Below are 17,319 nucleotides of genomic sequence, written 5' to 3'. Positions count from 1 at the left end.
CATCTCGCCTGCAAATCCGTTAAAACTGCCGATTCTGCGCCACAGGCTCCCCTCTACAGCTTTATGCTAAATTATGAAATAGCAATAATTATGGCGTATCCATAAAAAGGGGTAATTGCATGAGCAGCATATTTCAGCGCCCTGAATTGGCTGAATCGATGGCAAACCAGCTTCTGAACCCGGGCGTGCTTGATGAAGGCTTACGCTCAGGCCTTTTTCTGTCTGGGCTGCGCCGCACAGGTAAAACGACTTTTTTGAGAAACGACCTTATCCCGGCCCTGGAAGCAGCAGGTGCCCTGGTGATCTACGTCGACCTCTGGAGTGACACACTGGCCAACCCGGCAACGCTCGTGCACAGCGCCATCCACAAAACCCTGAAAGAACTACAAACTCCAGGCTCATCGGCGCTGGAGATGCTCAAGCGCGTCAGCAACGTTGAGCTCGGCGCAGCAGGATTCAAGTTCGGTTTCAAACTCGACAGCATCGGTAACGCAGACGGCCCGACATTGGCTCAAGCACTGACAGAAGTGGTCGACCAAGCGAAGACTGATCTGGTGCTGATCATCGACGAAGTGCAACACGCCATTTCCTCCGATGACGGAAATCAACTGCTCCTGGCCCTCAAGGCTGCGCGTGATGGGATCAATCCACGCCCGAATACGCCAGGATATTTCCTCTTTATTGGCACCGGCTCCCACCGAGCACAAGTGAGTGAGCTGACCGCCAAACGCAATCAAGCCTTTTCCGGCGCCACGTCAGCAGCGTATCCGCTGCTAAAAGGGGATTACGTCGAGTTTCTGCTCAATCGTCTTGCGATGACGGTAAAGAAAGAAAAGCTCCCTTCCCTCGAAGTCGCCATCGAAGCATTCGACACCTTGGGGAATCGACCTGAAGAAATGCTCAAGGCCCTGCGCCAACTCCTGCAGCAAGACGGTGATCCCGACCTTTTCCTACCGGTGATAGCCAGCACCCTACGCTCGGCGGCGGCAAATATTGAGCTTGAAAAAGTCGAGCAACTTGGCAGCCTGGCTCAGGCGATTTTCAACAAAATCGCGGCAACCGAAGGGGATGCCCGCGGGATATTCTCCATTGATGCAGCGGCGGAATATTCAAAAATGGTTGGCCGCGAGGTGCGGGTTGAAGAGATTCAACCGGTAGTGATTGCATTGGTGGCGGAGAACATCATCATGCGGCGTGGGCATGGGATTTATGCGATTACGGATCAGTTTGTTCAGGAGATTTGGTTGGAGGAGCGGGCATTGATTGAGGGGAGTTAGGACAACCGAAACGGGGGAATAGTGAACGGGGGCCAGACCACATTATTCAATTAAATAGCGAAAATCATAGTCTGACCCCGCTTTTCCCCCTGCAGCCCAACTCGTACAAGGCTTTGCGGCATTTCCCCTCGTGACAATCGGCGTGACAAACACCGAAGTCACCAGCAACAGCGATGCAGATGATGGTGCCGCAGTCCACGGAATGGACTTCACCTGACTGACAGTCAGGCATGCCCCGGTCATCGCTTCACTGCCTTAACCCGACTCAGGATCTCGCGGCGCTGGTCTCGTCAGCCAGCGCAGCCTCCACCCGCCCACTTCTTCGGAAGTGCTCAGGAGGCCAGATCATGAGATGCCCAAGCTCCCGGTCGTAAAGAGCCGCCAGTCCCGCGTTAGTGGACAACCCTCGCAGGTCGCAGGGGCCTTGATCCCTGATAACACTCAGCATTCTTGGCGGGATGACGTGGGGCACCAATCAGGGCGTGACTAGGTTTCTATTCACGAGCGACTAAAGATCCTCTCTAGCTTAGGGGCCAACCTAACAAATCTGACGGGCATGGATATTTTCAAAACTTCCCTTTACCATCAATGCCTAATCTTCATAACACGATTATTTAATCGAATCAAAGTACACCAAAACCCACAAAATAGAGTAGTCCTACATGGCTATTACTGAAAAATCTATCAAACTAATTTGGTCAAACGCTGCAGGCCGATGCTCATTTACCGGATGTACAGAAAAATTAACGGTCGAACAGGCTGCGGAATCGGCGCCACATACTTTAGGTGAGATGGCACACATCAAAGGCAGAAGAAAAGATGCTAACAGATACGATGCCACCCAGAACGACGTAGAAAGAGATGACTATGAAAATCTAATCCTACTCTGCCCCAATCATCACACACTGATTGACAAAAAAGAGAATGAAGAAAAATTCCCTGTAGAGTTTTTGCTGGAAATGAAGATTTGTCACGAAACTTACATTTCCAGCAAATTAAACGCCATCAAATATTCAACCTTAGAGGAACTCAAAGATAATATCTGCATTTATCTTTCAGAGAACCACCAATCTTGGCTTCAATATGGCCCGCTCTCGGAAAATGCTCAAAGGAATCCTCATAGTGATAAGCTTCATGCTCTTTGGCTTTCCGAACGTCTAACAACGATTGTCCCCAACAACAGGATAATCACCTCTTTAATAAAGGAAAATCAAACCCTTTTCCCTAGGTTAAAACAGAAAATAGTTGGGTCGTTCTTGACACACGCCTCCAGTTATGAAAAATGGGTGCACGACGAGATCCCTTATGAAGCTGTGCTGAGATTTCCCGCAGAATTCGAAAACCTTATCATGGAAAGTTAGAATGGCTGCTCAAAATAAAAATTTCCCTTGGATGAGCCATTACGAAGAATACGGATTCTTCGAAGATCGTATGCGTGGCCATAACAAAGTTTCCAGCCTAAAAAACATACAAGGAGGACTTTACGATCTATCTCTAACAAATGGAAAAATATTAAAAATTTTCATTTGCGAGTGTTACAGCTATGGAGTTGCTGAATATCAAGAAACCATACAAAAGCTTGGTCAGCTGGATGCAATCATCATCAACTCCAACTGGTGTGGTTATTCGCCTGAAGCAAAAATATATTGCCGAGAAAGGTCTGTAGGACTTTTCAAAATTCGCGAGTTCATGGCCGCACTGAACCTCACACGTTACTGGGAATATCTGACAGAATACTAAAGAGAAAAACTTGCTATATGATCAACTCCTATAAAGAGGATCTGCTCATCTACGGATTCGGCTCGTACTTCAATGGCAGAACCGAATTCCAAGATATAGACTTACTTATAGTCCATGATAACACTGACGAAAAATCCTGCATATTTGCAATAAAACTCAAGGAAATCTTCAGCACCCAAATAAATGATGCACATATATCAATACTTTCGAAAAAAGAAGTCATGCAGCTAGATTTCATAAGAAAAAGCAAATCCATTTTAATTGGATCAGTATCTTCCAATGCCATGAGCATTGAAGCTATAGCTATAAGAGAAAAAATCATAGGACAGCATCCCGCCCCTTCAAGAAACACTCACAATGTAGAGATGTAAAAACCAATAAACCCACATAGAAACATAACAACTTCAAAAATAATATTCCCCCCCGCCTGATAATGACTACATCTCTCAAGATCATCAACCTGCAAAATTCGGCTCTTCAAGCCACTTCAGCTACATGACTCGCGCGAAACTAGATAAAGCTTAAAGGGTACTTTATGAGATACTCTGCATCACTTCGACTTAAAGAACATCTTAAAAACAACAAGATAAAACTCTATTCGACTCTTGGTGCCGCACCATACAAAACGAAGCCCTCGCAGAAACGTGAGAGCCTTGTAGTTTCCGCAAGCCCTCTTTTTCCACACACTGCAATCCCGGAGCCTCGTGTGCCATGCAATCCACCGACGATCTACGTGGCATGCCCTCGAACGCCTTCTCACCTCAGCCAGTGCCTTTCGCTAGCATTCAAGCTTTTATAGAAAATTATGGATAGCCAATAATTATGCCGCTCCCATAAAACCAATAATTAACCAGTCAATACCTGCTCTTAACCCTGCAGGCGCCTAACCTATCCATTTTCCCGATTGCTCCCAACGCCCCACCACGCTACCCTCCCTCCTGTCGCTGCCAATTCAGCGACCGGGCCTGAGAACCCGGCAAGATGCAGGCGCACCAAGCGCCCCCAAAACCCGATTTGCAGGCGTTTTTTTTCGCCTCACAATTCGTGCAATGGCGGCTGTGCGTGGGAGACCTTCGGGTCTGCCGGGTTCCTGTATCTCCGGTTTCTCAGCCTGCGCACAGCTGCCACCCATTCGCCTGAGAACGAAGGTGGTAGCTCTCACTTGATACGGGAGTTTTACCGATGACCGTTACAAATGCGTCTGCGTTAACCACCCTCGGCGTCACCCCCTTTTCCTTTCACTCCGACCAACCTCTGTTCCGCGTCAACAGCGGTGTTTCCCTGCATGAAGCCTTGCATCACGTTTCCGACTTGCTCCACCTCGCCAAGCTGCTCGCAGAAGACGCGGCGATGACGCAGGACACGGACCGTTATGCCTGGGCGTCGCATTATTTGCAGGAGATGAGCAAGGCGGTGATTGATGATGTGGTGAAGGTGTTGGAGTCGCCTGGGAATGTTGAGGCGTAACGAAGTCGTGCAGTGTCTGGGCTGACGGGCCCGGCGCTCACAGGAGAAAGCCCTGGCTGAATAGGTCAGGGCTTTTTTACGAGTGGCGATCCGCATGTCGGGCGCCATATGGCAATTAGCCACTTTTCCATTTGACACTCCCTCCAACTCCGGTTAAAAACCCCGCCTTGCTTGTGCCTTTAATCGAGACATGGATGTTGTCGAACCCTCCGCTGTTCAGATACCGCCGCTATTGGCTGGCGGTCATCATCGTGTTGCTGGCGATTCTTGATCCTTTCGGCCTGGCCAGTTCCAGCGACAAGGCGTCGGCGCAGTGGCTCAATCGTATGTTCGCCAGCCACTACCCGAGCCTTGGGCAGCAGCGGGTAGCGGTGGTGTTGATTGATGATGCCTACCTGATGCGCAATGACAGCTCATGGCCAATGCCCTACGGCGAGCAGAGCAAGTTGTTCAAGCGTTTGCTGGCGTACAAGCCTGGGGCGGTGTTTGTGGATTTGCTGTACAGCCATGACCACTCGTTGGGCGACCCGGCGCGTGGCAGTCAGTTGCTGGCGAATGTGTTTGAGCGTTATCAACGCCAGGGCATCCCGCTGTGGTTGGCCAATACCGGGCTGAAGCGTGCGGAGGCGGGCCAGGCCAATACACTGGCGCCTTTTATGCAGGTCAGCCGCCCAGCGCTGGTGGTGTGGGAAGGGGTGGATGACAAGTATCCACTGGCCAAGACCACCCAGGCCGGGCTGATGGAAACTCCCGCCTTGGCGCTGTACCGGGTGTTCTGTGCCACGCACGAGTGCAAGCCTCCGCCGGTGGATGCGCAAACCGCTGCGCAGCGCCAGCCCATCGCGGTGCAATGGGGGCTGAAGCTGGCGCCGGAACAGGCGCGTATTGCTGATATCCGCCACTGCGCAGCGGCGCGGCATTTCTTGCTGGACGGGGTGGCGCAGTTGTTCCAGGCCGTGTTCTGGAAGCTGGATGACTCGGCCCAGGCGCGGTGCCCTTATACGCTGACGTTGTCGGCCAGTGACCTGGAGGTCACCGAGCCGGACGACCAAGCCTTGATCGCCGAGTTACTCCACGACCGCCTGGTGCTGGTCGGCGCCAATATCGCCTCCACCGGGGACCTGGTGGAGTCACCGGTACACGGCCAGCTCCCCGGCGTTTACCTGCACGCCATGGCCCTGGATAACCTGATCAATTCAGGCATGGCCTACGACCATGAACCGGCCAACTTCCCCGCCTTGCCCTTCAATTGGCTGGACCTGCTGGAGCTCGGGCTGCTGGCGTTGATTGCTGTGCTCAAGGCGCTGCACGCACGGCGCCTGGCGGGCCATCGCACCTGGAGCCGCTGGCGGCGCCAGGAAATCTGGTTTTTTACCTCGCCGTGCCCGTCGTGGCTGTTGGTGATGTCGATGTTGGCGGCGGTCAGTGTGCTGCTGAGCCTCAATGACATCACCCCGGTTAACGTGCTGGGCATTGTATTGCTGTCGTTGGTGTTGTTCAGCGAGCGGATCGAAGCTTTCTTCGACCGCGATCGCTGAGTGTGCCGCTTTGCCCTTTGACTCAAGGAACCCAAGGATGAACAGAAGTCTGATTGTCTTGCTCGCCGCCCTCTTCACCCCAAGCGCCTGGGCGGAAACCCACAGTATCAAGGCGTTCCTGGCCGACCCGGTGACGGTGCTCGACGAACAGGGCAAGCAACAGCGTGAGCTGGCGAAAAAGGATGCGCCCACCCAGCCCGTGCCGGTGTTGCAGTACAACCAGGCGCTGGACCTGGTGCAGGTAGAGCTGGCAGGCCAGAAGGTCTGGCTGGACACCATGGACCTGCGTATCGAACCGCCGCTGAACGTCGTCGACCTGCCTTGTCAGGGCCTGACCAAAAGCCAGGCCAAGGACAGCCGCAATAATTCCACCATCGGTTTTGGTGCCGGTTGCAATCAATAAAAGGAGCGTTGCGGTGAAGGGATATCGAGTGGCAGCCAGCCTGTTGGCCTGTTCCGTGCTCAGTGGTTGCGCGACCTTGAAGGGCGCAGACCAGGCGTTTCTGAACCTGGTGGGGCCTTCGACCCAATCCCGGGTCCAGGGCCACTACGTGGACAACACCGACGTGCGCCAGTACTACAAGCTCGACCCTCAGCGCCAGAGCCAGCAGCGCCTGAGCTATGACGGGCGGGCGGTGCCGGCCGCCGAGGCGCGCCAGCAGAACCTGGTGGATATCCCGATGCTGCAAGGCTACTTGCAGGGCATTGTCACGCGCTTGTCCAAGGGCTGGCCGGGGGAGTTGCCGCCGCTACAGGTGAAGATCACCGACAGTTATGGTTTCGGGCCATCGGCGGACCCTTACGGCAACCTGTTCGTGCCGCTGGGGATGCTCGACAACGTTGCCAGCGAAGACGAAATCGCGGCAATGCTTGGTCATGAAATGAGCCATGTGCTGCTGCATCACCATGACCGCATGGCCGCCTTCCAGCAGCAGAAAGACATGTTCACCACCGTCGCCTCCACGGTCGCCTTGGCCACCATGGCTGCCGATACGGGCGTCGACCGCAGCTCCGGAACGATGAAGCTGTTCAGCAAAGACCCGGCCGGCACCCAGAAAACCATCGGTAACACAGTGCTGTACACCGCACTGGCCAATACCTTTTCCGACCAGGTGTGGAGCACCGCCTGGGGCCGTAGCCAGGAAGACCAGGCCGACCTGCTCGGCACCGACTTGATGATCCGCGCCGGTTACGCCCCGCGCGCCGCCACCCATAGCCTGGAGCGTCTCAACGACTTCCAGGGCAAGCAGAAGCCATTGCTCACGGGCTTTCTCACGGCGCGCAAGAATGCCATGCAGGATTCGCTGCAGCAGTTCAATCTCAACCAGTTCACCAAAGAGCTCGACGTGCTGGTCAAGGACGGCTTGACCACCGGCATCACCGCAACTACCCAGTACTTCAACCGCTCGCACATGTCGGCGATGGACCGTGACACCGAGCTGCGCCAGTACTTGCAACGCGAATATCGCCAGGAACGCCGCGCCCGGGTCAACCCGCAAAGCTGGTCGAAGATGAAAAACACGCCCCAAGTGGCGAAGGCCTTGCAGGGTTATAAAGATGCGTATTTTGCTATCGATGCCCTGGAGAAAAACAAAGTGCCGGATGCCGAAAGGTTTATCCGCAAGGCACTGGCTTCGCCGGTCAAGGACCAGCCGAGCATTCGGCGCACCGCCTATACCGTGCGTCTGGCCCAGGGTAAAAACAGCGAAGCGCTGAAAGAGTTGCAGGCGATCAAGGACTGGTCCCTGGCTGGCCCTTCTACCTATGACTTGATGATCAGCTACCACCTCAAGCGGGGTGATGGGCAAGCGGCACTGGCGATGATCGACAAGGCTGAACGTAATCTGGGTTCGGAAGAACTGTTTATCACCGAAAAGCTGTTGGCCAACCAGCAGCTGCAGAATATGCAGCAGGTACAAACCGTGCTGCGCAAATGCGAGCAATACCCCGCGCGCAAGGAAAACTGCAAGAAGCTTGCGCCGGTCAAGGCCTGACATTCAGAACACACCCTACAGGCGAAACCACTCGGCGCCAGGCAATAAAAAACCCCGAACCAGTCGGGGTTTTTTATTGCCTGGAATCAGGCGCAACGCTCGATCAATTAGAAAACGTTGATCGGGTAGTCGGCGAACAGACGGATTTCGTTACCGCCAGTGTTGTACTTGCTGGCGTTATCGGAAACGCGCAACCACGAGGCGCGAGCACGCAGGCTCAGGTCTTTAGCTGGGCCGCTTTGAACAACGTATTTGAACTGGTTGAAGATTTCACGCTCGGTGCCATCGCCACGGCCGCTGCCGTCGTCGATGTTGGTGCCACGCACGTAGGCAATGTTGTAGGTCAGGCCCGGTACGCCGAAAGTGGCGAAGTCGATGCCGTAACCTGCTTGCCAGGAGCGCTCGTCCTTGCCGTTGAAGTCGGACCAGTAGGAGTTGGCCAGCAAGATGGTATTGCCGCCGTCGCCGATGCCGCCAGCATTGCGGTAGCCACCGTACAGGTAACCGGTGTCGCCGGTGCTGCGCTGGTGAGCGATGGTGAAGCTGTGCGGGCCAACAGCCCACGTGGCGCCCAGGCTCCAGATCTTGTTGTCGCGAGCGTCTGCATCACCTTGGTTTTCCAGGGCGAAGCTGCGGTCGAGCTTGGTTTTGTAGCCGTTGAAGTCAAACGTCAGCGACTGCTTCTCTGGCAGGGCCAGCACGTAGTTGACGTTGACGTATTGCTTCTTCAGCACGTCCTGCATGTCGGAAGCGTACAGGGCAGCCGACAGGCTTTCGGTGAATTTGTAGCTACCACCAATGTAGTCGATGCTTTTCAGGCGGCCGCTGTCGGTGCCTTCCATGCTCTTGCGCGCTTCTTTGGTGAAGTGACCCGCGTCCAGTTGCAGACCGGCGATCTCTTTGGAGACGATCGACGTACCGGTGTAGGTTTCCGACAACAGGCGGGAGTTGTCGTACTGCAGCACAGGTACAGCCGGGAACTGGTCGCCGTACTTGAGTACGGTGTTGGAAACGCGAAACTTCACGGCTGCGCCACCTTTGGCCAGGTCGTGTGGTGCCGAGCCAGGATTCCGCTGGCCGTTTTCATCAACAGTGCCGTTGCCCTGCTTGAAGAAGTCGATACCGCCGGCGCCAGCGCGACCTTTACCACCATCCAGACGAATAGCGTATTGACCAATCACATCCACACCCACACCGACGGTGCCTTGGGTGAAGCCGGACTCGAACTTGCCGATGAAGCCTTGGCCCCATTCAGCTTTGTCCTTCTCGCCATTTTTTTTGTCACGGCTGATGTAGGCGTTACGTGCGGCGATGTTCAGGTGGCTGTCTTCAACAAAACCCTTGGATTGCTCCTGGTCGTTTGCCATTGCTGTCGATGCGCTCAAAATCCCCAGAGCGATCAGACTCATCCGTTGCTTCAACATGTTCTTATATTCCTTATTACGGGTTGAGTACGCGCTGTGACACCAGGCTCCGTGTTGCTTTTTTCTGGTGTCGACTTTTTTCCGCAAAAAGAAGGCCCGCGGACGACTGAACTGCCGCAGGCCTTTTTTATTGGATTTAGTCATGGTGGTTAGCCACAGGCGTTGGGCGCAATCCTATGCGGGCATTGAACTAAGTGTCAATTTCGTGAATCGTCTGTATTTAGGCGATATTCGTCTAAGCAGCGAGCTAAAGCGCTGCAATGAAAGTCACCAAATGTGGCTGCACACGGACAAAAACACATTAAGTAACAAATCTAACAGGCAGCACCATAGGGAATAGATAACACGCGCAAATGCAAAGCATTACCATTCGCGCACTATTTCCCTGCCAGACCATTTGGATACTCACCCCCATGCTTGTCCCGCGCCTGACGCCCATTTCCTTAGGGCTCTCTTTTTTGCTGTCTGTCGGTTTTGCCAATGCGACCACGGTATTGCCTGAAACCTCGATTAACGCCGAGGCTGACGAAGATGACCCACGCGTCAAGGAAACCAGCACCGCCACTCGCACCGCCACGTCCGTGCGCTACGTGCCCCAGGCCATCGATTCCGTGAAGACCGAAAGCCTGCGCTCCTACGGCACCAACGACCTGGGCCAGGCATTAAGCGGCATCCCTAACGTCAGCAGCGGCGCCGACACGCGCTTCGACAGTTTGCGCATACGCGGTTTTGACGCGAGCAACGATTTCTATCTGGACGGCATCCGCGACGACAGCCAGTACGTGCGCGACCTGCATAACATCGAGCGCATCGAAGTGCTCAAGGGCCCGGCTGCGGTGCTGTACGGGCGCGGAGGCCAGGGTGGGATCGTCAACCGCGTCAGCAAACTGCCTACCCAGGGGCAGAAATCCAGCATCGAAGCCCAAGGCGGCAGCAATGATTTGCGCAGCCTGTATGCCGACCTGAGCACCGATCCGACTGACACCATCAGCCTGCGCCTGAACATGGGCAACCAGGACAACAACAGCTTTCGCGATGGCGTCAGTGGCAACCGCCAGTTGTTCGCACCGTCGATGAGCTGGCAGCTCACCCCTGAGCTGAACTGGCTGGTGCAATACGAATACAGCCGCTACAACCGCACGCCGGACCGCGGCATCCCCGGGGTCAACGGGCGTCCGGCCGATGTGAGCCGCAGCACCACCTATTTTGATAGCGGCGATTACATCGACGATACATCCCAGTCCCTGCGTTCCAAGCTCGCCTATGAGCTCAACGCCAACTGGCAACTGCGCCACACCCTCGGCGTGTTCAAGCTCGACAGCGATTTCGACAACACCTACCAGACCGGCTACGACCCGAAAACCAACACCGTCAGCCGACAGCACTGGCAGCAGGACCTGACCACCCGCAATGTGTTCAACAACCTTGAGCTGGAAGGTGGTTTCGACACCTTCGGCCTGGAGCACCGCCTGCTCACCGGTATTGAGCTGGGCAGCCAGCGCCGCGATCCGAAGCTGTACTCCGCTACCGCCGTCAATCGAGGCGGCCAGGCCGTGCCGAGCCTGAACCTCAACCAGCCCAATCGCCACCTGAGCCACACCGGGCGCATGAGCGTTTCGAGCAACAACCACACCGAAGTCGAAAGTCGCGCCCTGTACGTTCAGGACCAACTGCGTCTGAATGACCAGTGGCAGCTCCTGGGCGGGCTGCGTTACGACCGCTTTGAAGTGGACACCACCAGCAAGTTGCTCAACACCCAGCAAAACGTGAAGAGCCACAGCACCAGCCCACGCGTCGGCCTGGTGTGGACGCCGCTGGAGCACCATTCGTTCTATGCCTCGTGGAGCAAGACCTTCACACCCGCAGGCGGCGGTCTGATCGGTATCACGCCGAATGCGGCAGGCGGCGCCAATGACCTGAGCCCCGAGCTGACCAAGCAAAAAGAAATCGGAGTGAAGAGCGACTGGCTCGACGACCGCCTGAGCACCACCCTGGCCGTGTACGAACTGGAACTCTACAACCGCCGCACCAGCGACCCGCTGGACCGCACCATTACCCTGCTCACAGGCTTGCAACGCTCACGCGGCGTGGAGCTGACCGCCACCGGCAAGATCGTCGACAATTGGTACGTACGCGGCGGCGTGGGCCTGCAGGACGCCAAGGTGGAGAAGGACAACAACGGCTTTGAAGGCAAACGGATCAGCGATGTAGCCAAGCGTAATGCCAGCCTGTTCATCACCTGGAAGCCGCAAATGGGTTGGTACGCAGAAACCGGCTTGACCCTGGTGGGTGATCGTTACGCCGACAACCTCAACACCGTGGTGCTGCCGGGTTATGGGCGCTGGGATGCACTGGCCGGGTTTCGTCAGAAGGAATGGGATGTCAGGGCGGCACTGAACAATATCGCCGACAAGAACTACTATGCCTCGGCGACCAGCGCGGCGCAGATTCAGCCGGGAGAGCCGCGTAGCCTGGTCGTCACCGGTACCTACAGTTTCTAAGGCCGAATAAATGAAACCTGTGGGAGGGGCTTGCTCCCTCCCACATAAGGTCTCAGCGCGCCTTAGAGTTACACATCAGGTCACACAGCTCGCGCACTTCATCCTCCGTGAACAACCCCGCCGGGTAGCGTTCACGCATCACGCTGCGCCAGTCAGGCGCTTGCCTGATCTGTCGCGAGCCGTTTGCCTTCAACCAGAGCGCCAGCGCATGGATCGCGTCGCCGTTAACCCGCGTCGGGTGGAACGGGCGCGTGTAGATAGGGTTGATATCGGCATTCATTTCAGCGCTCTCTCCTGCTGCGTGAGCGGCTAACTTACTCAAGGTTTGTGACAGAACTGTGCAGTCATCACCCTGGGCCACTGTTACGACAGCGATACAAGAGCTATGCCAATTCCCAGTGTTCATTGGCATTCAGGTATAAAAAAGCCCGCAACCTGCCTGGGCCGCGGGCTTACCGGGAACACTGCAATCGCACCGTGCCCCCGCTTGCCATCAAGGCGTTGTTACAACTGCACTCAATTTCTCTGCGGGGCTGGCTGTTGTTGAGTCAGGCAATGGATATTGCCGCCTCCCAGTAACAGTTCACGCCCCGGCACCATCACCACCTCGTGCTGGGGGAACAGGTTCTGCAGGATCTGCTTGGCTTGGCTGTCCAGCGGGTCGTCGAAACTCGGCGCGATGATGCCGCCGTTGACGATCAGGAAGTTGACGTAGGAACCGGCCAACCGCACGGTCGGGTTACGTTCCTGGCTGCCGTCCACCGGGTCGACACCGGCGCACTCCTCCTCAGTGGCGTACAGCGGCCCCGGGATCGGCATTTTATGCACGATGAACGAGCGGCCTTGGGCATCGGTGCTGTTTTGCAGCACATCCATGGCCGCATGGCAGCGTGCGTAGTTCGGATCTTGTGGGTCATCGGTCCAGGCCAGCAACACTTCACCCGGGCGCACATAGCAACAGAAGTTATCCACATGGCCGTCGGTTTCATCGTTGAACAAGCCGTCCGGCAGCCAGATGATCTTATCCACCGCCAGGTGATCGCTGAGCACCGCTTCGATCGCTGCTCGATCAAGGTGCGGGTTGCGATTGCGGTTCAACAGGCATTCTTCGGTGGTGATAAGGGTGCCTTCGCCGTCCACATGGATCGAACCGCCTTCGAGCACAAAGCCTTCAGTACGGTAGCGCGGCGCACGTTCGATCTCGAGGATCTTGCCACCCACCTGGGAATCACGGTTCCACGGCGAATAAAGGCCGCCGTCGAAACCACCCCAGGCGTTGAAATCCCAGTTCACGCCACGTACTTCGCCACTGTCGTTGATAACGAACGTCGGGCCGGTATCCCGCACCCAGGCATCGTCGCTGGACATCTCCACCAATCGTATATTGGGAACATCCAGGCGCGCACGGGCGTTCTCGTACTGGCCAGCGGAAACTGCAACGGTCACCGGTTCAAAGCGGGCAATGGCCTTGGCCACGGCCACATGGGCTGCCTGCGCGGGCTTGCCGCCCAGGCGCCAGTTGTCAGGGCGCTCAGGCCAGATCATCCAGGCTTGGGTCTGTGGCGCCCATTCGGCAGGCATGTGGAAGCCATCGGCGCGAGGGGTGCTGTGCAGGGTGGTCATGGCGATCAGGGCTCCGAATGGGGTGAAGGTCGACTTTATAACGGATAAAAATCGGCTTTAAAAGCGGTTAATCTGGATTAACATTGATAAATACATGAAGTAGTCGATAACTATCGAAAAGCGATTGTGGCGTGGTCATCACGGCAGATTTACAGAACAAAGCCGCCATGCGTGCTGTCCATAGTGCCGCTTGAACAGGCACGATGGGTCAACAGGGGCAACAACATTGTGACGGCGTTTGTTTTTTCAGACGTCTATATCGCCATTGTTCAGGGGCTTTAATCAACCCCTTATGCTCGCGGCGCTTGCGCCGGCCCGATTCACAACTCAAGCTATGCTTCTTTCGCCCAATGTCCGTCTAAGGAAAAGGCCCTCGACATGCGCATTCTCATCACCGGCGGCGCCGGATTTATTGGCTCGGCCCTGATCCGGCACTTGATTCAACACACCGAGCATGAAGTGCTCAACCTGGACAAGCTGACCTACGCCGGCAACCTCGAGTCGCTGGCCAGTATCGCGTCCAACAGCCGCTATGAGTTCGTCCAGGCCGATATCATCGACCAGGCCACCGTGAGCGCCATACTTGCGCGCTTCGAGCCTGACGCCATCATGCATTTGGCGGCTGAATCCCATGTCGACCGTTCCATTGACGGCCCGTCGGATTTTATCCAGACCAATATCGTTGGCACCTATAGCCTGTTGGAGGCCACCCGGGCCTACTGGCAGAAGCTGGCAGAACCGGCGAAGAGCGCGTTTCGTTTCCACCACATCTCCACTGACGAGGTCTACGGCGACCTGCACGGCGTGGACGATCTCTTCACCGAGACCACGCCTTACGCCCCCAGCTCGCCGTATTCCGCGAGCAAGGCGGCCTCAGACCACCTGGTACGCGCCTGGCAGCGCACCTATGGCCTGCCGGTGCTGCTGACCAACTGCTCGAACAACTACGGGCCGTTCCACTTCCCCGAAAAGTTGATCCCACTGGTAATCCTCAACGCCCTCGCGGGCAAGCCGCTGCCGGTGTATGGCGATGGCTTGCAGGTGCGTGACTGGCTGTTCGTCGAGGACCATGCCCGCGCGCTGCTTAAAGTGGTAACCACTGGGGTTGTGGGCGAGACCTACAACATCGGCGGCCATAACGAACAGAAGAACATCGACGTGGTACGTGGCATCTGCGCCCTGTTGGAAGAGCTGGCGCCACAACGCCCAGCCGGCGTGGAGAAATTCACCGACCTGATCACCTTCGTCAAGGATCGCCCGGGCCACGACCAACGCTACGCCATCGATGCCAGCAAGATCGAGCGTGAACTGGGCTGGGTTCCGGAAGAAACCTTTGAGACCGGCCTGCGCAAGACCGTGCAGTGGTACCTCGATAACCTGGAATGGTGCCGCAGGGTCCAGGATGGCAGTTATCAAGGTGAACGATTGGGCAACACTGACGCAAAGGATTTGATCGCATGATGAAGGGCATTGTATTGGCCGGCGGTTCCGGCACCCGTTTGCACCCCATTACCCTGGGCGTGTCCAAGCAGCTGTTGCCGGTGTATGACAAGCCAATGATCTACTACCCGATCTCAGTGCTGATGCTGGCGGGGATCAAGGACATCCTGGTGATCTCTACCCCGGTGGATCTGCCGCAGTACCGTAACCTGCTGGGCGACGGCAGCCAGTTCGGTGTGCGCTTCAGCTATGCGGAGCAGCCTTCGCCGGATGGCCTGGCCCAGGCGTTTATCATCGGTGAAGAATTCATTGGTAATGATCCTGTGTGCTTGATCCTGGGGGATAACATCTTCCATGGTCAGCATTTCAGCGATCAATTGCGCGGCGCAGCCGGACGCCCTTCGGGCGCTACCGTCTTCGGTTACTGGGTCAAAGACCCAGAGCGTTTCGGTGTAATCGACTTCGACCAAGAAGGCCGTGCCCTGTCCATCGAAGAAAAACCGTTGAAGCCAAAGTCCCACTACGCCGTGACTGGCCTGTATTTCTACGACAACGACGTGATCAAGATCGCCAAGGCGGTCAAGCCATCGCCACGCGGCGAGCTGGAAATCACTGACATCAACAATGCCTACCTCCAGCGCGGTGATCTGCACGTAGAGCGATTCGGCCGCGGGTTCGCCTGGCTGGATACCGGCACCCACGACAGTCTGTTGGAAGCCTCTACCTACGTACAGACCATCGAACACCGCCAAGGCTTGAAAGTAGCCTGCCTGGAAGAGATCGCCTACGAGAACGGCTGGATCGACCGTGACTATCTGCTGGAGCGCGCCAAATACTTCGGCAAAACCGGCTATGGCCAGTACTTGTACATGCTCGCCGGGAACACTAAATGAATGTAACCGCCACTGAGTTGCCCGGTGTATTGATCATCCAACCCAAGGTTTTTGGCGATGAGCGCGGCTTTTTCTATGAGAGTTTCAATGCTCGTGAGTTTGAAAAAGCCAGCGGGCTGCAACTGCAATTTGTGCAGGACAACCACTCACGCTCGCAAAAGGGCGTGCTCAGGGGCCTGCACTATCAGGTAGAACACGCCCAGGGAAAACTGGTGCGTGTGACGGCTGGCGAAGTCCTGGACGTGGCGGTGGATATCCGCCGCAGCTCCCCGCACTTCGGCAAATGGACCAGCGTGCGACTGTCTGCCGAAAATAATCGCCAGTTGTGGATCCCACCGGGTTTTGCCCACGGTTTCGTGGTGCTGAGCGATTACGCCGAATTCCTCTACAAGACCACGGATTACTACACGCCCTCTGCGGAGCGTTGCATTCGTTGGAACGACGCGGATCTCAACATCGATTGGCAGCTCAACGGCACGCCGACGCTGTCCGCCAAGGATCAAAACGGTGCAAACCTGAAAGACGCGGACTTATTCCTGTGACGGTTTCCCTGAAAATCCTCATCACCGGCCAACACGGCCAAGTCTCCCAAGAGCTGCAACAGCGGCTCCAGGGCCTGGGCGAGCTCATCGTCCTGGGCCGCGATCAGCTGGACCTGGCCAACGCCGACCTGATCCGCCAACAGGTACGCGCCCATCGCCCCGGCCTGATCATCAACGCGGCCGCCCACACCGCCGTCGATCTGGCCGAGAGCGAACCGGACGCAGCCTTTGCCATCAACGCTGTCGCCCCCGGCATCCTCGCCGAGGAAGCCAAGGCATTGGGCATCCCGCTGATCCACTACTCAACCGACTATGTGTTCGACGGCAGCAAACCTGCCCCGTACACCGAAAACGACACGCCAAACCCATTGGGTGTCTACGGCCAGAGCAAGCTGGCAGGCGAGCAGGCGATTGCTGCCGTGGGTGGCCAATACCTGATTCTGCGCACCAGCTGGGTGTATTCCAGCCACGGCAAGAACTTCCTGCTGACCATGCAACGCCTGCTGCAGGAAAAACCGCAGATGCGCATCGTGGCCGACCAGATCGGCGCGCCGACCTGGGCCGGAACCATCGCCAACAGCACCCGTGTGCTGATTGAGCAGTGGCAAGCCGGCAAGGCCGGGGAATGGGGTATCTACCACCTCACCGCCCAAGGCGAAACCTCGTGGTTCGGCTTCGCCGAGGCCATTGGCGCGCAGCTGCGGGCCGACGGGAAAGCCTGCGCCGAACTGGAGCCGATCCCTTCCAGCGCCTACCCGACGCCCGCCAAGCGCCCGCTGAACTCGCGCCTGGACTGCAAGCGGCTGCAGCAGCAATGGCAGGTCAGCCAGCCGCAGTGGCAGGACGCATTGCAAGAGTGTCTTGCACAGCAGCACTAGGC

The 17,319-nt window shown here is 56.4% G+C and carries 16 protein-coding genes; 13 read left to right on the top strand and 3 right to left on the bottom strand.

The features are described from left to right. Window positions 1-119 precede the first annotated feature (119 nt). The 8 genes from QZR30_RS10495 to QZR30_RS10460 all read left to right on the top strand — a co-directional run bounded on the left by QZR30_RS10495 (window position 120) and on the right by QZR30_RS10460 (window position 8,016). Window positions 120-1,277 carry an AAA family ATPase gene (locus tag QZR30_RS10495; RefSeq protein WP_046070455.1) on the top strand — a complete coding sequence of 386 codons (1,158 nt, stop codon included), beginning with the start codon at window positions 120-122 and terminating at the stop codon, window positions 1,275-1,277. Between the two features lie 662 nt (window positions 1,278-1,939). Further along, the gene (locus QZR30_RS10490; protein ID WP_046070454.1) at window positions 1,940-2,638 is read left to right on the top strand and encodes an HNH endonuclease signature motif containing protein; all 699 of its coding nucleotides are present in this window, start codon (window positions 1,940-1,942) and stop codon (window positions 2,636-2,638) included. Window position 2,639: 1 nt separating this feature from the next. Beyond that, window positions 2,640-3,017, top strand: a complete 378-nt coding sequence (locus QZR30_RS10485) for a hypothetical protein (protein WP_046070453.1) — start codon at window positions 2,640-2,642, stop codon at window positions 3,015-3,017. A 17-nt stretch (window positions 3,018-3,034) separates the two neighbouring features. Continuing rightward, the gene (locus QZR30_RS10480; protein WP_052721971.1) at window positions 3,035-3,388 is read left to right on the top strand and encodes a nucleotidyltransferase domain-containing protein; all 354 of its coding nucleotides are present in this window, start codon (window positions 3,035-3,037) and stop codon (window positions 3,386-3,388) included. 811 nt (window positions 3,389-4,199) lie between these two features. Then, a complete protein-coding gene (locus QZR30_RS10475; RefSeq protein ID WP_046070452.1) occupies window positions 4,200-4,484 on the top strand; it encodes a DUF3077 domain-containing protein in 285 nt (94 codons plus the stop codon). A gap of 194 nt (window positions 4,485-4,678) precedes the next feature. Next, window positions 4,679-6,022, top strand: a complete 1,344-nt coding sequence (locus QZR30_RS10470) for a CHASE2 domain-containing protein (protein WP_311903275.1) — start codon at window positions 4,679-4,681, stop codon at window positions 6,020-6,022. Window positions 6,023-6,059: 37 nt separating this feature from the next. Next, window positions 6,060-6,425: a hypothetical protein gene (locus tag QZR30_RS10465; protein WP_046070450.1), complete on the top strand. Its 366-nt coding sequence runs from the start codon at window positions 6,060-6,062 to the stop codon at window positions 6,423-6,425. Window positions 6,426-6,438: 13 nt separating this feature from the next. Further along, window positions 6,439-8,016, top strand: coding sequence for a M48 family metallopeptidase (locus QZR30_RS10460; protein ID WP_311903274.1), 1,578 nt, complete (start codon window positions 6,439-6,441; stop codon window positions 8,014-8,016). A gap of 107 nt (window positions 8,017-8,123) precedes the next feature. On the opposite strand, the gene QZR30_RS10455 is transcribed toward QZR30_RS10460, so the two are convergent. Then, a complete protein-coding gene (locus QZR30_RS10455) occupies window positions 8,124-9,440 on the bottom strand; it encodes an OprD family porin (RefSeq protein WP_046070448.1) in 1,317 nt (438 codons plus the stop codon). 413 nt (window positions 9,441-9,853) lie between these two features. On the opposite strand from QZR30_RS10455, the gene QZR30_RS10450 reads away from it, so the two are divergent. Continuing rightward, window positions 9,854-11,941, top strand: coding sequence for a TonB-dependent receptor (locus QZR30_RS10450; RefSeq protein WP_046070447.1), 2,088 nt, complete (start codon window positions 9,854-9,856; stop codon window positions 11,939-11,941). A gap of 52 nt (window positions 11,942-11,993) precedes the next feature. Here the strand turns inward: QZR30_RS10450 and QZR30_RS10445 are convergent, their stop codons facing one another. Then, window positions 11,994-12,221: a hypothetical protein gene (locus QZR30_RS10445; protein WP_046070446.1), complete on the bottom strand. Its 228-nt coding sequence runs from the start codon at window positions 12,219-12,221 to the stop codon at window positions 11,994-11,996. A gap of 236 nt (window positions 12,222-12,457) precedes the next feature. Continuing rightward, window positions 12,458-13,564 carry an agmatine deiminase gene (gene aguA, locus QZR30_RS10440; RefSeq protein ID WP_046070445.1) on the bottom strand — a complete coding sequence of 369 codons (1,107 nt, stop codon included), beginning with the start codon at window positions 13,562-13,564 and terminating at the stop codon, window positions 12,458-12,460. A 378-nt stretch (window positions 13,565-13,942) separates the two neighbouring features. Between aguA and rfbB the strand changes: the two genes are divergently transcribed. Genes rfbB through rfbD form a run of 4 tightly spaced genes read left to right on the top strand, consistent with a single transcriptional unit; the run spans window position 13,943 to window position 17,317 of the window. Continuing rightward, window positions 13,943-15,025 carry a dTDP-glucose 4,6-dehydratase gene (rfbB, locus tag QZR30_RS10435; protein ID WP_046070444.1) on the top strand — a complete coding sequence of 361 codons (1,083 nt, stop codon included), beginning with the start codon at window positions 13,943-13,945 and terminating at the stop codon, window positions 15,023-15,025. Beyond that, entirely contained in the window at window positions 15,022-15,897 is an 876-nt protein-coding gene (gene rfbA / locus QZR30_RS10430) for a glucose-1-phosphate thymidylyltransferase RfbA (protein WP_046070443.1), read from the top strand. The genes rfbB and rfbA overlap by 4 nt, the downstream gene beginning before the upstream one ends. Further along, entirely contained in the window at window positions 15,894-16,439 is a 546-nt protein-coding gene (gene rfbC / locus QZR30_RS10425; RefSeq protein ID WP_046070442.1) for a dTDP-4-dehydrorhamnose 3,5-epimerase, read from the top strand. The genes rfbA and rfbC overlap by 4 nt, the downstream gene beginning before the upstream one ends. Beyond that, a complete protein-coding gene (gene rfbD / locus QZR30_RS10420) occupies window positions 16,436-17,317 on the top strand; it encodes a dTDP-4-dehydrorhamnose reductase (protein WP_046070441.1) in 882 nt (293 codons plus the stop codon). The genes rfbC and rfbD overlap by 4 nt, the downstream gene beginning before the upstream one ends. The last annotated feature ends 2 nt before the right edge of the window (window positions 17,318-17,319 follow it).

Source organism: Pseudomonas sp. rhizo25 (assembly GCF_031931935.1).
In the GTDB taxonomy this organism is placed as follows: Bacteria; Pseudomonadota; Gammaproteobacteria; order Pseudomonadales; family Pseudomonadaceae; genus Aquipseudomonas; species Aquipseudomonas synxantha.
This window is presented reverse-complemented; position numbering and strand designations above follow the sequence as displayed.

Bases quoted from the DNA above. Each gene is read 5' to 3' on its own strand.
- QZR30_RS10495 (WP_046070455.1), top strand. From the start codon at position 120: ATGAGCAGCATATTTCAGCGCCCTGAATTGGCTGAATCGATGGCAAAC.
- QZR30_RS10490 (WP_046070454.1), top strand. From the start codon at position 1,940: ATGGCTATTACTGAAAAATCTATCAAACTAATTTGGTCAAACGCTGCA.
- QZR30_RS10485 (WP_046070453.1), top strand. From the start codon at position 2,640: ATGGCTGCTCAAAATAAAAATTTCCCTTGGATGAGCCATTACGAAGAA.
- QZR30_RS10480 (WP_052721971.1), top strand. From the start codon at position 3,035: ATGATCAACTCCTATAAAGAGGATCTGCTCATCTACGGATTCGGCTCG.
- QZR30_RS10475 (WP_046070452.1), top strand. From the start codon at position 4,200: ATGACCGTTACAAATGCGTCTGCGTTAACCACCCTCGGCGTCACCCCC.
- QZR30_RS10470 (WP_311903275.1), top strand. From the start codon at position 4,679: ATGTTGTCGAACCCTCCGCTGTTCAGATACCGCCGCTATTGGCTGGCG.
- QZR30_RS10465 (WP_046070450.1), top strand. From the start codon at position 6,060: ATGAACAGAAGTCTGATTGTCTTGCTCGCCGCCCTCTTCACCCCAAGC.
- QZR30_RS10455 (WP_046070448.1), bottom strand. From the start codon at position 9,440: ATGTTGAAGCAACGGATGAGTCTGATCGCTCTGGGGATTTTGAGCGCA.
- QZR30_RS10450 (WP_046070447.1), top strand. From the start codon at position 9,854: ATGCTTGTCCCGCGCCTGACGCCCATTTCCTTAGGGCTCTCTTTTTTG.
- QZR30_RS10445 (WP_046070446.1), bottom strand. From the start codon at position 12,221: ATGAATGCCGATATCAACCCTATCTACACGCGCCCGTTCCACCCGACG.
- aguA (WP_046070445.1), bottom strand. From the start codon at position 13,564: ATGACCACCCTGCACAGCACCCCTCGCGCCGATGGCTTCCACATGCCT.
- rfbB (WP_046070444.1), top strand. From the start codon at position 13,943: ATGCGCATTCTCATCACCGGCGGCGCCGGATTTATTGGCTCGGCCCTG.
- rfbA (WP_046070443.1), top strand. From the start codon at position 15,022: ATGATGAAGGGCATTGTATTGGCCGGCGGTTCCGGCACCCGTTTGCAC.
- rfbC (WP_046070442.1), top strand. From the start codon at position 15,894: ATGAATGTAACCGCCACTGAGTTGCCCGGTGTATTGATCATCCAACCC.